This is a genomic window from Candidatus Methanoperedens sp. BLZ2, from assembly GCF_002487355.1.
Taxonomy (GTDB): domain Archaea; phylum Halobacteriota; class Methanosarcinia; order Methanosarcinales; family Methanoperedenaceae; genus Methanoperedens.
Genome location: NZ_NTMG01000062.1, coordinates 82,262 through 95,552, shown reverse-complemented (window position 1 = coordinate 95,552; position 13,291 = coordinate 82,262). Strand labels below are relative to the sequence as shown.

Here is a 13,291-nt window from a genome sequence, read left to right as displayed (position 1 = left end):
CTGACTATAACTGGAACTATTATAATGTATGGAGATTATCTTTGCATGATGAAAACAGCAATGACAATAGCAGGTGCGGATTCCGGTGGTGGGGCGGGAATAGCCGCAGACCTGAAGACATTTGCAGCGCTCGGGGTTCACGGAACATGTATTATAACATCGGTTACTGCTCAAAACACGCAGGGTGTCCTTAATTCCTTTGACATCCCTCCGGATTTCATTGAAGAGCAGTTCGAGGCTGTTATTGGCGATATAAAAATTGATTGCGTCAAGACCGGTATGCTTTCATCACCTGAAATTGTAAGAGTTGCAGCAAGGCTTGTAAAAAAAGAAAAATTGCCTCTTGTTATTGATCCTGTAATGGCTGCCGAAGCAGGTGGAACTTTGCTGAAAAGTGAAGCGGTTCAGGTTTTAATAGAAGACCTCCTGCCTCTTTCTGTAGTGGTTACTCCGAATGTTTCAGAAGCACAAAGACTTTCAGGGATGAAAATAAGAGACATCTCAGATGCCAGTAAAGCTGCAAAGATAATTTCAGAACTTGGCGCTAAATCCGTTATTGTTACAGGTGGACATCTTAAAGGAACGGACATTCTTTATTCAAATGGGGAATTCATCCTAATTAAGGGAAAATTGATAAAAGGAGGCACTCACGGCTCCGGATGCACGCACTCGGCTGTTATTACGGCGCAACTTTCAAAAGGAGCGACCCTTATAGAGGCCGCGCATTGTGCAAAGGAGTTCGTTGAACAGGCAATAACCCTGAGCTTTAAAATTGGGAAAGGAGCAGCCCCGGTAAACCAGATCGGACATGTGCTTGCCGATGCCCAGAGGTTTCGTGTTATCAGGAATATAGAGCAAGCTCTGGATTTGATCATAAATAGTCAGGGGTTTTCCGACCTGATCCCTGAGGTTGGATGTAATGTCGCTATGGGTATCCCAAATGCTTCCTCAGTTTCAGATATAGCCGCAGTCTCAGGAAGGATCGTCCGTTTGAAAAATGAACCTCATGCAGTAGGATGCGTTGCTTTTGGCGCCAGCAGTCATATTGCCAGGATTGTATTGACCGCTATGCATTACAATGACCTGATGAGGGCTTCGATGAATATCCGGTATTCAGAGGAGACGCTTATTACATGTGGGGATCTTGGTTTTTCCATTGCGTCATTCAGGAGAGAGGATGAGCCTCAAGGTATGTCTACTATGGAATGGGGTGTATCGGATGCAATAAACAGAGTTGGGAAAGTGCCTGATGTCATTTATGATAAAGGCGGTGTCGGAAAAGAAGCAATGATAAGGCTTCTGGGCCGTGATGCCATGGAAGTGGCAGGAAAAGCAACAAAGATAGCAGGTGCGATGAAGAAATTTTGAATGCCAGCATTATCCTTATAAACTCAATGAGCATAGTAGTTCCTTCAGTACTTATTTATATTAAATTATAATTCCGGACAAATATGATATTCGAAAAAATACCCACAGTTCCCACAGCCGAAGAACTTCTTGACAAATCCTACCGCCGTGCCACCCGGGCCAAGCGTGGAAAGCAAATCCTTGACAGGAAATCCAAGCTCCAGGCTGAAGAATCAATGCTCCTTACAGCAGCAAATATACTAAGTGATAATCTTGCCCATATAGTACGGAAATTCCCAAGCCTGGAACAGTTGCCGCCTTTTTATCTTGAGCTTGCAGAGGTAATGGTGGGTGTTGAGGAGATGAAAATGAACCTTGCTTCGGTACAGTGGGCAGGTGAAAAAATAGGAACCCTGGCAAGAAAATATGTGGGTATGATGCGCGAAGCCGATGATTCGAAAGTTGTGCGAAAACAGGCATTTGGCAGGATATCATCAATAGTCGCAAGTATCGATGGAAACCTGCGCTTCCTGAATGAAGCACGTAACAAGTTAAGAAAGCTTCCCGCTATCGATGAAGGGCCTACCATCGTTGTTGCAGGCTACCCGAATGTGGGAAAGTCAAGTTTCGTGGCTCTTGTGAGTAGCGCCCGTCCTGAGATAGCCCCTTATCCTTTTACAACGAAAGGGCTTGCAGTTGGGCATTTCACACGAAATAATATACGGCATCAGGTAATTGATACACCGGGGCTTCTTGACAGGCCGCTTGAAGTGAGAAATGAAATTGAGCTTCAGGCAATAACTGCGCTAAAACATGTCGGGAAGGTAATACTTTATGTCATTGACCCATCCGAGACATGCGGTTATTCTCTTGATACCCAGATGCATCTTCTTGAAGAGATAAAAAATAGATTTCCAGTGCCATTCCTTATTGTTGCGAACAAGAAGGATATTTCTGCTACGGAAATTGGTGATATGAGTATGTCTACACTAACTGGCGAGGGTGTCGATGCAGTGCTTGAGAGATTGCTCGAAATGATGCCTATTATTGATCCATTGGTAAGTGTAATGTAGTGTAGAATCCTGATATTTTTCGAACTACAGATAGAATTTTTTAACAGATTATCTCTTTACAGTCTTATCCAGGGCCTGTTTTTAGTTATGTTGGTATGTATTGGCGCCTATAACACCCTTTTGACTTTTATTAGCAAAAATGAACACGAAAATAGTGAAAGCTGCTTTCAGTAATTTCAATCCATGCTATTTCTTTTTTTCAATTATTAAAAATGTTCTAAAACCAAACTCTTTAATATCTTCAAGATTCTTGATAAGGTAAGGCCATAGCACAGTTCGGAACTGCCATACCAATATTCGCAATCACTAAAAGAGGACGAGAACTACTGCTTGAGCGGGCAAAGGAAGTAAGGGACCCCATACTGGTGAACACTATGAAACTTCCTGTCCTGCCTGAAGAGAAACAGCCAGCACCGTTGGTGTGAGAAAATGAAAAAAAAATTGAAGATAGCAGTCGCTTCAAGCGACGGGAAAGTTATAAACCAGCATTTTGGCAAAGCAAGAAAATTTATCGTAATAGAATCGGACGGAGAGGTGATCAAAGTCCTGGATGTGAGGGAGAACAAACCTGCCTGTGGTTCTCTTGAATACGGAGGTCATGCTGATAATGTCCTGAATGAAAGTGTATCTCTTATCGGCGACTGCGATGCCGTACTCTGTAGCAGAATCGGAGGAGGCGCAGCTGAAGGATTGCTCTGTATGGGAATAGAGCCTGTTGAAGCTCCCGGGTTCATTGAGGAAAATGTTCTTGCATTTGCCAGATACAGGTTGAAAGCCTGCTTTATAAAAAAATAGCATAATATGGACAATAATTGCTCGAATGAATAACCTTATATTACATTAATTCGAATTTAAGGATGGTGATGAACCAATGAGGAATCGTCTTTGCCAACAATGGCCAACAAATTGAACAATCGAAGATAGAACATTTACCACCTTCAGCAAAACTTGTTTTTAAGGTGCTTGAATCCAGTGGATTCATAACACAGAAAGATATTGCGAAGCAAACCTATCTTCCGGCAAGAACAGTAAGATATGCCCTTAACAGACTAAAAGAAGAAAAAGTTCTTCAAGAACGCTTCTATTTTCAGGATGCTCGACAGAGCCTGTACGGGTTAAATATTATAGAGCCGGAGGTGGTGGGTAAATAATTTTTTAATGTAATTAAAATGTCAGCCACAGATAAGCGTTTCATTAACGCTTTTTATTTACTTTCGCCTTACGGCGCTGGGGGTTGCAACCCCCGGACCCTGAGGATGCGCCGCCGATGGCGGAGTTTCAGTTACGATTATCGGTTACAAAATAGATAATCAAATCGGATTCATATTTTGAAGAACCTATTCGCAAGATTATAATTCAACAGCTCCTTTATTTTGAGATCAGGAATATCCTGGTCCGGGCAAAAAAATTTGGAAATATATTGATCGTCCTGATCCCAAAAAGAAAGGCTGAGCTCTTTATTTTTACATCATTCTTTCTGCAATAATCCCTGAAATCCGAAATACTCATGAAATGAAGATTGGGCGTATCAAACCATTCGTAAGGAAGCGATTGGGTGATTGGCGTCTTTCCCTTAAAAAAAACCTGGAACCGCGCCTTATAATGTGCGAAGTTGGGAAAACCGATAACGACTTCTTTCCCGACTCTCAAAGCTTCCTTTAAAACCGTATCCGGTTTTTTTACCTGCTGAAGGCTATGGTTCATAATGACATAATCGAATGACTGGTCGCCGTATTCCGAAAGCCCGTTATCAATATCCTGGTGCGATACACCAATACCCCGGGCAACGCATTCATATATCGCTTTCTCATCTATTTCGATCCCGTGAGCTTTAACATTATTTTCTCTTATCAAGATAGAAAGCAGCTCCCCCTTATGGCAGCCAAGATCCAGCACTGATGAGCCCGGTCTTACCATCTTCATCATGATCCTGTAATCTACATTAATATAATCACTTACCATGTTCGTCCGCTATTGCATATCCATTATGGACCTTTTTCAAAAAATCCGTGATAGCTTGGGTCCGGTTCTGTAAATTCCGGGAATTTGCCGTTTCCCCAGTTGAACTTACCCGAATCCACGATTACACCGCCGACTGACGTCCCATGCCCGCCAATGTACTTGGTAGCCGAATCCACAACTATGTCCGCTCCATGTTCTATTGGCCTGACTATACCCACCCCGACCGTGTTATCAACAACAAATGGTATGCCTGAATCGTGCGATATCTTTGCGATCGCTTCAAAATCCGGCACATCCAATTTTGGATTGCCGATCGTTTCTGCATAGATTGCTCTTGTCCTGCCGTTAATTGCCTTTTTGAATTACTCAGGTTTTGCAGAATCAACGAATTTCACAGTTCGTCCCAGTTTGGGGAATGTATTGTGAAACAACTGGTAGGTTCCGCCATAAAGATTATTTGCTGCATGTTCCGAATTCTTAAAAACATACGATGTTGTCTGATAAATGGGCACAGCTCGCGCACCTGTAGCCGGGTCAGGAGTCTCCTGTCCAGCGTGTAATGCTATTGTTTCTAATCTATTTTTTGCCATTTTCTGTTCCTTCTTATTGGTTATTTGTTAGATGAGTTATGGACGAGTATTCTTAAATATGCAGAGAATAAGGCGATAATTGCTGGTTTGGTTTCAAAAAGAGAATAATTGCGGCAAAAAGCTTCAATAAAGAATACTCATTTTCTTGATATGTAAATTTCCTTTCCCGATATGGTTTTTAATTTTTTTTTAGTTTTACAAGTTGATACCATTTGTATTGTGATACAACACTGCATGTCATTAAACCGAGCACAATCAGATTTTGCATTAAGTAAATATTACTTTCATCTAATGTTGATCCCAGGATATCTTTCATTTGTATTATTGCATTCAGGAGAAATAGGAGACATCCAAAGGAAAGCAATATCCAGATATCCCTGAAGAACGAATCATTAAGAAAGGCTTTAGCGCCCAATGTTTTTAGATCTATTCGCGATCGTAAAATGTTGGTTATATGAACAGCAAGATAAATTCCTGTGATTGCCAATAATATTGTAATAAGTTGGATAAGCGTTTTTATTGTGAACATATTATACTCACATTTTTTTGTGTTATATATACTGAGCATCTAAATAATTTTGTATTTTAGCACAATTTACCGCTATAATTACGAATAATATTTTATAAAGTATAAGGCAATTTTTCCCTTCTATGTTACAGAATTGGAGGATTTCTGCATAAAATAGCCTATTTAAGAGGTTTAAATATGAATGTCCGATTATTAGTAAATGCCACTTCCGGCAGAAGTGAAATGTGCTTGGGAGTCACATTTCACGTCCTATCTTTTTTACTTTAAGATTGAATATTGACAGTAATAAAATTGGAAAACGAAAATGAGTGAATTAAATGGTAAAAATAAAAGGACACGAAATTGGTTCAATAATTGTCAAGGACGCCAGTAATCGAAGAGCTATGCAATTTAAGAATAATATTGTTACGGTTTTAAGAAGGATCGGTGTTAACGAAAATGACATTGATATCCCTCTTGAAAGGGTAGCAATAAAAAAAGCCAGAGCTTCCGCAACCTGGTACCTATCAGGCTATCGAATGCATTACAGTCATAACCTGCAAAGTAAATATGTAGAAAATCTTCATGTTCTATTCAAAGTAATTGAGATTGAAGCAAATCTTGTCATTTCTGAGACAAAATCACTTCACGATTTTATTTCAGAGTTCAAAGAGGATTCGGATGTTGATAATAAGCGCAAAGAAGCGCGAGAGTTTTTTGGCTGTGAACATGATGAGACCGATTTTGAGGTCATTAATAAAAAATACAAGGCGATGGCAAAAGAATTGCACCCGGATATGCCAGCTGGAGACGCTGAGAGATTCAAAAAGCTAAATATTGCACATAAGACACTGAAGAGAGAATTGACCTAGATCTCCTCAGACTTCAAGGTATTGAAAATTCTTTCAATTTCAATTAATAGCTATTGTAAAAGTTACAATACTTTTCAGATAGGCTCTAAGCCGGATTTAAGAGATGAAGTCTGCCTTATACATTCGTGAAAACAAAATTAAAGCTTGTAATAAGATTGGATTTTTCCAATCTTAAACTGCGACTGCACTTTCAGAATACGATTTACCCCATATGTTAGATATGCTGGTAAATGTGTCAGCGTATATTTTGGCTGCATTCTTTACAGGTTCCAGAATCTCTTTGAACGGGCTGACCGCTGGCGTGTTATCAAAGAAGTTGTCAATTGCCTTTTCATACGTTTTTGCCCAGAGATTATAATATTCTTTTTTTGTCTCCGTATCAGCAGTTTGTTTTGATAGTTCCCTGGCTTTCAGTGACAGTTTTTCAAGGGTCGCTATCCATGAATTATAGAGGTTCAGATTAGTGTTTGCGCTTTGCACGAAACCCTCAAATATTTCTTTTGAAGGCTTCGCTGACTTGATATCAAACAACCCGCCATAGGACTCCTGAAATGTATTCAGCCATAATGCGTAAAATTCCTTATAAGCTTCAGGACTCGCATTCCCCCGCGAGATCTGTGCTGATTTCGCAGAAAGTTCTGGTATGGATTCAATCCACGGAGCGTAAATCAACGTAAACGAATCTTTCCATTGTTTTGATATCCGGACAAGGATATCTAAATAAAAATCCGGTGTGCCTGTGAGGTTTTCGAAAATCTCTTTTATATTTTGCCGCAACGGCAGTGTTAGAAGCTCGTCGAATATTTTTCCATACGACTTGATCCATAGATCATAGACTTCTTTATATTTTGCAGGATCCGGTTCTCCATTGAGTGCTTCTCGTGTCACCCTCGAATTCTCTTCTAAATCTATAATCCATGACCTGTATAATTTATTCGATTCCTCTGCACTTACCAGGAGTTTCTCAAACAGCTCTCCTGTCTTGAAAATATCCCTCTTTTCTTCGATAATTTGATTTAGATTCATTTTGAATCACCATATACAGTTGCGAGGGCAAGGGTATTTAATCTGTGTAAAAAGGCGGTTTTTAGTATATTGATTTCGAAAAAAGAAGGATTGAGGCAAATTGTCTTATATTTTCTTACTTTTTGCTCTTTTTTTAACTGGCATATAATCCTCAAGTGTAAATAACAGCACTCCCTTCATTTCCGCCTCCTTTTTCATCCTGTCAGTAAATCCCGATTTGCTGATCAGCGCAAAATATTCCTTCCTGTCGTGATGCCACTTCACATAACCCGCTTTTTTAACAAGTTTGAAATAAACATCTATATCGACTTTGTTATTCTCCCATTTGCATTCACAGAATAGAATCTCCAATGTGTCATCATTAACAGCCACAAGGTCGATCTCGTACTCATTCTGTCCCTTCGGAACCATCGGGATTTTGCCCCATTCCCTGCCAAGTTTCTGGAACCTGAACGGTAATTTTTCCTGGGAGTTGAGAGAAATTAACATCTCCTTACCGATTTGCTCAAACGTCTCTCCAAGATAGGCATTAAAGCTATTTTTCACATCATCGATTGCCGGTTTTTTATCTCCCTGTTCAATTTCATCCCTGTGCGATAAGACATAGCGGAACCAGAATCTCAAAAAGTTGTCTTCAATCCTGTAGATGGTCTTTTTTGTTGTGGGTTTCTCAAGTACAGGATGTTCTTTTCTCACAAATCCGAGTTTTATTATTGTGTCCAGATAATACGGCAGGTCTTTTGCTTCCAGATAAGATTTGGAGGCAATTTCTCCAGGTCTTGCTGCTCCTTTTGATATTGCATAAAGGATATTCATGAACGTCGCAGGCTCTTTCAGTTCTTCCCGCAGTAAAAATTCGCCTTCTGCATACATTACAGCCTCCTTTGCGAAAAATACATTCTGTAAATTCTCATAATATGATTTGTTTGGGTCAAAGAATAACAGGTAAAAGGGAACGCCTCCGGCTGCACCATATATGTTCACTATTTCATGAAGCGGCTGTTCAGGGAAAAATTTCCTAATATGCCTGAACAGGATAGGTTTTACCTGCATCTGACCGGTTCTTCTTCCGTATAGCGGACTTGAATGGGACAGCGTGCTTTTCTCCATCATTGATACAGATGAACCGCACAGGATGAGGTGAAATAAACCAGCTTTTAGTATCTCATCCACTATCAACTGGAATACCGAAGGGATGGAATCATCCATTTGAGCAAGATATGAGAACTCATCAATAACTATTACCAGTTTTTGTCTTTTGTTCCATTTTGTTTTTATATATTCGAAAACTTCATCAAAGGTTTCAAGATTTGGCTCAAAATCATTAAAAAATTCAGCAGCTTTTTTTCTTAACCTGAAAAGATTCGGTTTTGTTCCTCGTTTATCAGCCAGAAAGTAGATGTTGGGTTTATCTTTCAGGAAATTACTGATCAACTCAGTCTTGCCTACACGGCGACGGCCATAGATCACTGAAAAAGAGAAACTCTCCGATAGATATTCCCTGTTCAAATAAGCTCTCTCTTCATCGCGGTCAATAAATTTTCGGAGCATAATCATTATAGTCTATATCCGAATTATTTATACCTTTCGGAATGATCATCCTTTCTTTACAAAGATATGATATGATCCTTCTTTTGACTCGACATCCAGGAACTCATCACCGGATTTGGTCAGCCATACATCTATATTCTGCCATGCTTCAGGATCACTGGCTATAACTTCAAGTATCTCGCTTTCAGCTCACTCAAATTTATTTTTTATTTGATCCTTTTTCTTTCAATACCGAATCTAAGAAGCTCTGATCCACCCATGAGTCCCAATTCACTTTTCCATCCAGCAGATTATTATCATTCATGAATTCCTCTTCGTCTTTAAAACTCCGGACCGCTTTATCTATAAGTTCCGGATTCACATAGAATGTATTAGCAGGGAATTGTTCTCTAACTGCTTCCTCTTTATCTTTTCTTGCAGTGGCATAGATCGTAATCGCCTCATCAAAATGTTCATCTGACCATTGTGCGGTTTCCAGATCGACTTTTAACAGTCTTTTAACAAGATCCGGATGTTTCTTTGCAAAATCCCCCCGGACAGTAATGGCACTTGGCGATGACCATTCCGGATTATCTTTTCCGCTTATAATGATTCTTGCTTCTCCTGTTGAAACAAGCGGATAAACCGTAGTTTCACTCTCGACCAGGGCATCAATATCGCCCCTTATCAATGCCGGACCTGATGCCTGGAAGTTAAGATTGAACGATTCGATATCTGCAATGGACATATTTTCTTTCTTTAATGATTTTACGATAGCTGCATGGCGTACAGTCCCTTTCAGGTATGCTACCTTCTTGCCTTTCAGATCACTGATCGACCTTATTTTTGAGTCGTTCCTGACTACTATAGCTGTACTCGTAAGAGGATTAAATGAGGATATGGCTATTAATTTAATATCTGCACCAGCCGCCGCTGTACGTAATGCGGGGTTGCTGCCCGTATAAGCAAAATCAAGACTTCCGCTTGCTAAAGCGGTCATGGCTTCGGAACCTCCGCCTGTGAATGGATAAAATTCCACTTTTATCCCGTCTTTTTTAAATTCATCAGCCATCCATCCTTTTTGTTCAAATATTATAAATTTGGCATGACCGGGAGCAGTGCTTCCGATACGGATTACAGAAATCTTCTCTTCAGTTCCCTGTGAATTATTTGCTGCAATGATAATTCCTGCCACAGCTGCTATCAGCACGATTCCGATGACTAATAGTGATTTGTTGACCATATTTTTCTCCTAACTAAGCATTTCAATAAATGATTCTATACGATTCTGGGTCTGCTCTACAGATTCTAATTGTCCCAGTTCAGCAACTTCGAGGTTGATCGTTGGAACACCGGTTTCTTCTTTTACGATGTCGGCGATCATCCTGGAAATCCCTGATTGGAAGCTGCATCCCCAGTTATTTCCGCAAATAACACCATCTGCCCTGGATTGTTTAACCAATTCAACTACCCACCGGGCGCGAATTTCAGTAGGCTGTTCGTAGTGATATGAAAGCACACTCCTGGCCAGATTCTCATATGGATCTCCGGTCTCATCAACATCAGCATATATTTTGCTTAAGTGATCGTCAGTTCCTACATGTATACCGCCTTTATCTTCAAGAAAATCACCGCGAAGACCAAAACAAGAACCGCATGAAAATATCCTGACAGGATCATCAGCCACCCCATCTGCTTTTACCGAATGTTTCACTCTTTCCCTGACCTCATGATTCGCTTCTTCCAGGACCTGTGTTGCAGCAAGAGAATCGCCGCGGTCAAACCTGCCAAGAGTGATAGTACTTGAAGTCTCCACACTATTCATCGGAGGAGTGGAAGCTGACCATGAAAGTTCAACAGTTTCACGCGCCAGTCGCCGTCCTTTATTTTCAAGCTTAATCTCTTTTTTCAGGTCTTCATCGCTTGCTTCACTGCCTTTTATTTCGCCAATCTTTTTTATCAATCCATGAATTCTTGCTGCAAGATATTTTACAGTCCAATCTTTATCCTGGCTGATCGGATAATCCAGGAGATATACGGGGACTTTGTGTTTACCGCTTCTGTAAGATTCGATCGCATAACCTATATCAGAGCAGCGCAGGCAAAGATATGGCGCTATCAGGTCAACAGGCACTATTTCCTGGTGGATTGCTTCTATGGCAGCTATCGGATTATTGCAGGCATCGATTGAAACCGCTTTTCTCCCGCCTTCAAGGATTTTCATCACCCTGTTGCCAGCTTCCCGTAAACTCAGTCCTTCCTGCATATCCCTTGCCCAGCCCCGAAGTGGTCCTGGTACAATGGGTATCCCGCCCGCAGCAAAATAAGGATCAACTGTTTGTCCTCCCTGGACATGTATGATAGGTGTACCCTCATTATGTGCTTTTAAAAGACGATCCCGCAGTGTAAGGGAAAGATATCCCCTTTTTATCCCGCTGAAGAATTCTACATCTTTTGACAGCTGGCTATTATGGTATCTGCTCATACTGAACGCATGGGGAAATCTTCCTGGAGCTTCAAGTGTCATAAAATTCCAGATCTCTGCGGATGAAACATGAGTTCCATCCCTGAAATCCAATCCTTTTGTTTCAATAAATCGCTCTTTTATTTCCTCAGGATATGCAAATATTTTCTCTTTATTATTTAATTCATTCATTGTTCCACCTGTTCAATTTTTAAGTAATTCTTAGTATTTTTTATAATATTGCAGAATCAAGATCCCCTTTCCAGTATGTTGCCCTCTTTTCGATCCAGATAAGAATATAATTCATTGAAACACCAATTATTGAAAGTGTTAATATTCCTGCATACATCTCCGGGATGCGAAACATTAATTGGGAATCCTGGATAAAATATCCTAATCCTGATCTGGCAGCCAGCATCTCGGCGGCTATCACTACCATTACAGCAGATTTTGCTGACAGCCTTGCACCGGCGATTATAGACGGAAAAGATCCGGGAAGTATAACTTTCTTGAACAAATAATAATTCGATATCCCGAATGATTTAGCAGCCTTAATATAGAGAGGATCTACGTTTTTTACTCCGCTTATTGTGTTAACCAGCATGAACCAGACTGCTGCATAAAATACCATTGCAATTTTTGATACCTCACCAATTCCAAGCAATAGAATAAACAGTGGAAGAAGGGCAAATTGCGACGTATTTCTTAAGCTCTGCATGAGCAAATCCGTATACTTCTCAAAACGCGTGTACCATCCCATAACGAATCCCAGCGGGATCGCAACAATAGCGGCTAATCCGAATCCTATCAGGGATCTTTCCATACTTGCTTTGAGATGGAAAAACAACTCTCCGGACAAAGCTAAATTTTTTAGGGCAATGACCGTATCGGAAAATGGAGGGAAGAATACGGAACTAACTATTCCGCTCCTTGGTAATATCTCCCATGCTATAAAAAACAAAAAAACAAGTATCAGACCATGCGACCGTCCGATCACTTTGTCTTTCAAATTACTGAATATTTCTCCTGACATAATTAACTCCTGATTTTTGATCCTGCCTTGCTACTTTGCTACCTTGCTACCTTGCGTACACAGATGCCAGTTCCCAGTCTTTCTGTGCTTTTAACACTTCATCTTTAAGCGCATCCCAGACTTTATGCCGGTTCCGGGCAAATTCGTTGCTCGATCTTATGTTTCCGTTCCTTGGTCTTTCAAGATCGATGTCTATTAACTGTTTAACAACACCCGGCCTTGCAGTCATAACAGCTACCCGGTCTGCAAGGAATACTGCTTCATCGATGCTATGAGTTACAAAAATAACAGTTGTATCTGTCCCTTCCCAGATCCTTAGAAGCTCGTTCTGGAGAATTTCCCGCGTCTGGGCATCTAAAGCTGCAAATGGTTCGTCCATCAACAATACATCCGGATTGGTGGCAAGAGATCTTGCGATTGCAACTCTTTGCTGCATACCTCCGGAAAGTTGATAGGGGAACCTGTCCTCAAAGTCCGAAAGACCGAATTTGGATAACAGCTTACGTGCAATTTTTTCTCTTTCCTCTTTTTGAATACCGTGTGTTTCAAGTCCGAATTCTATATTTGAAAGGGCATTTCTCCATGGAAAAAGCGCATACTGCTGGAACACATAACCTGTTTTGAAACTGGGCCCGACTATCGGTTTGTTATCCAGGTAGACATTTCCGCTCGTAGGGTTCGTGAGTCCGCCTATGATATCAAGAAGAACGGACTTTCCACATCCGCTTGGCCCGACCACAGTGAGGAACTCTCCCTTTATAATACTCAGGTCAACACCGTTTAATACCTCGACTTCGTTTGTTATCGAGCCATTTTTATTAACCTTCTGGCCATCCTTAAGTTTGAATTTTTTTTTCAGACCTTCGGCTTTTATTTTTTCCACAGG

14 protein-coding genes and 1 pseudogene are annotated in these 13,291 nt (G+C 40.7%); 5 read left to right on the top strand and 10 right to left on the bottom strand.

Features of this window, described 5'->3' with window-relative positions; genetic code table 11:
• Positions 1-45: 45 nt before the first annotated feature.
• The 4 genes from thiD to CL181_RS11820 all read left to right on the top strand — a co-directional run bounded on the left by thiD (position 46) and on the right by CL181_RS11820 (position 3,571).
• Complete coding sequence (gene thiD, locus CL181_RS11835) at positions 46-1,368, top strand: bifunctional hydroxymethylpyrimidine kinase/phosphomethylpyrimidine kinase (RefSeq protein WP_320410179.1); 1,323 nt, start codon at positions 46-48, stop codon at positions 1,366-1,368.
• Between the two features lie 83 nt (positions 1,369-1,451).
• On the top strand, positions 1,452-2,420 hold the full coding sequence (locus CL181_RS11830) for an NOG1 family protein (protein ID WP_097299513.1): 969 nt from the start codon (positions 1,452-1,454) through the stop codon (positions 2,418-2,420).
• Positions 2,421-2,849: 429 nt separating this feature from the next.
• Complete coding sequence (locus CL181_RS11825; protein ID WP_097299512.1) at positions 2,850-3,215, top strand: NifB/NifX family molybdenum-iron cluster-binding protein; 366 nt, start codon at positions 2,850-2,852, stop codon at positions 3,213-3,215.
• 164 nt (positions 3,216-3,379) lie between these two features.
• Positions 3,380-3,571, top strand: coding sequence for a winged helix-turn-helix domain-containing protein (locus CL181_RS11820; RefSeq protein ID WP_255251555.1), 192 nt, complete (start codon positions 3,380-3,382; stop codon positions 3,569-3,571).
• Positions 3,572-3,788: 217 nt separating this feature from the next.
• Here the strand turns inward: CL181_RS11820 and metW are convergent, their stop codons facing one another.
• The 3 genes and pseudogenes from metW to CL181_RS11805 form a co-directional block, all read right to left on the bottom strand.
• Positions 3,789-4,382 carry a methionine biosynthesis protein MetW gene (metW, locus tag CL181_RS11815; RefSeq protein WP_097299510.1) on the bottom strand — a complete coding sequence of 198 codons (594 nt, stop codon included), beginning with the start codon at positions 4,380-4,382 and terminating at the stop codon, positions 3,789-3,791.
• A 44-nt stretch (positions 4,383-4,426) separates the two neighbouring features.
• A pseudogene (locus CL181_RS11810) lies at positions 4,427-4,972 on the bottom strand (PLP-dependent transferase); the annotation flags it as partial.
• A gap of 178 nt (positions 4,973-5,150) precedes the next feature.
• Positions 5,151-5,501, bottom strand: coding sequence for a hypothetical protein (locus tag CL181_RS11805; protein ID WP_097299509.1), 351 nt, complete (start codon positions 5,499-5,501; stop codon positions 5,151-5,153).
• Positions 5,502-5,818: 317 nt separating this feature from the next.
• Between CL181_RS11805 and CL181_RS11800 the strand changes: the two genes are divergently transcribed.
• Entirely contained in the window at positions 5,819-6,352 is a 534-nt protein-coding gene (locus CL181_RS11800) for a J domain-containing protein (RefSeq protein ID WP_097299508.1), read from the top strand.
• Between the two features lie 171 nt (positions 6,353-6,523).
• Here CL181_RS11800 and CL181_RS11795 read toward each other — a convergent pair whose 3' ends face one another.
• From CL181_RS11795 to CL181_RS11765, 7 genes are all read right to left on the bottom strand, one after another.
• Positions 6,524-7,378 carry a hypothetical protein gene (locus CL181_RS11795; RefSeq protein WP_097299507.1) on the bottom strand — a complete coding sequence of 285 codons (855 nt, stop codon included), beginning with the start codon at positions 7,376-7,378 and terminating at the stop codon, positions 6,524-6,526.
• Positions 7,379-7,483: 105 nt separating this feature from the next.
• On the bottom strand, positions 7,484-8,929 hold the full coding sequence (locus tag CL181_RS11790) for an ATP-binding protein (protein ID WP_097299540.1): 1,446 nt from the start codon (positions 8,927-8,929) through the stop codon (positions 7,484-7,486).
• Positions 8,930-8,974: 45 nt separating this feature from the next.
• Positions 8,975-9,106, bottom strand: coding sequence for a sulfurtransferase TusA family protein (locus CL181_RS21555; RefSeq protein WP_097299539.1), 132 nt, complete (start codon positions 9,104-9,106; stop codon positions 8,975-8,977).
• A 22-nt stretch (positions 9,107-9,128) separates the two neighbouring features.
• Positions 9,129-10,151 (bottom strand): aliphatic sulfonate ABC transporter substrate-binding protein, encoded by a 1,023-nt coding sequence (locus tag CL181_RS11780; RefSeq protein ID WP_097299506.1) that lies wholly within the window; start codon positions 10,149-10,151, stop codon positions 9,129-9,131.
• A 9-nt stretch (positions 10,152-10,160) separates the two neighbouring features.
• On the bottom strand, positions 10,161-11,564 hold the full coding sequence (locus CL181_RS11775) for a 2-hydroxyacyl-CoA dehydratase subunit D (protein ID WP_097299505.1): 1,404 nt from the start codon (positions 11,562-11,564) through the stop codon (positions 10,161-10,163).
• 40 nt (positions 11,565-11,604) lie between these two features.
• A complete protein-coding gene (locus CL181_RS11770) occupies positions 11,605-12,405 on the bottom strand; it encodes an ABC transporter permease (protein ID WP_097299504.1) in 801 nt (266 codons plus the stop codon).
• A 46-nt stretch (positions 12,406-12,451) separates the two neighbouring features.
• Positions 12,452-13,288: an ABC transporter ATP-binding protein gene (locus CL181_RS11765; protein WP_097299503.1), complete on the bottom strand. Its 837-nt coding sequence runs from the start codon at positions 13,286-13,288 to the stop codon at positions 12,452-12,454.
• Positions 13,289-13,291 lie beyond the last annotated feature (3 nt).